1 protein-coding gene is annotated in these 845 nt (G+C 37.0%); it reads right to left on the reverse strand.

The window, feature by feature from the left end:
- Positions 1-134: type II toxin-antitoxin system HicA family toxin (locus tag CVN76_RS03650; protein ID WP_100530333.1), on the reverse strand; the 134-nt coding region annotated here is incomplete at its 3' end.
- Between the last annotated feature and the right edge of the window lie 711 nt (positions 135-845).

Below are 845 nucleotides of genomic sequence, written 5' to 3' on the forward strand. Positions count from 1 at the left end.
ATGTCTTTTTTCGGATGAGGAACTGTTGTTGTTCCTTTTTTTGTAGGGTGTTTGAAATGGTGGTGACTCCCTGTGACCCTATCTAAATACCATCCGTCTTTCTTAATGAGTTTTATTATATCCCGAGAAGATATTTTTTTCTCCCCCCTTTCTATATACTTATTATAACACGTATATATTATACGTGCAATAGATAATATATAAAAAGTACGTATTTTTTATATGTATTTTAGGGAGTAAATATCTATACTTTTACAAAATTACAGTAAAAATTAAAATTATATAGTAGTTTACTAATGGGTATGATATACTACGTTTAATCTACTAGCATTGTTAAGAGTAGGAAGGGCTTAGTACACCTTTCCTACTATCATGCTAAAAAAAGATAGGAAAGCTTAGTACCCTTTTCTGTCGTGTCCCTGGAGAAATCCGGGGCTTTTTTTTGTTTTGTGGCATAAAACGAGTAGGGGATTTAAAAGATGCTACCGCCCTGCCGGTTGCTAACCGCTCCCGCTCCGGGGCTTTCATTCCCCAACCAAACCCCAATTAATCTATATTTACCTTTTCTTTTGTTTATCTCTTTTCTCCTAAGATCCTTAAGACCTTAAAGCCTTTATGTTTTAATCACTTAATGTTTACAGGTTTTTACATTCAACGGAACCAGGAGGGGGGAAAGGGAAATAGGCAGAGTTGCCCGCCCTATTCTCATATTAAAAAAAATATGGAACAGGAACGAGCAGGCTATAACAATCAACATCACCTATCGGGTATGAGGTTTAAAAGGCCCTGTTTTAGCCGCCGAACTTTCGTTCTAACCTTCCTACGCGTCTTATTGCTGCCCTCAG

It is taken from the genome of Bacillus sp. mrc49, assembly GCF_002803435.1.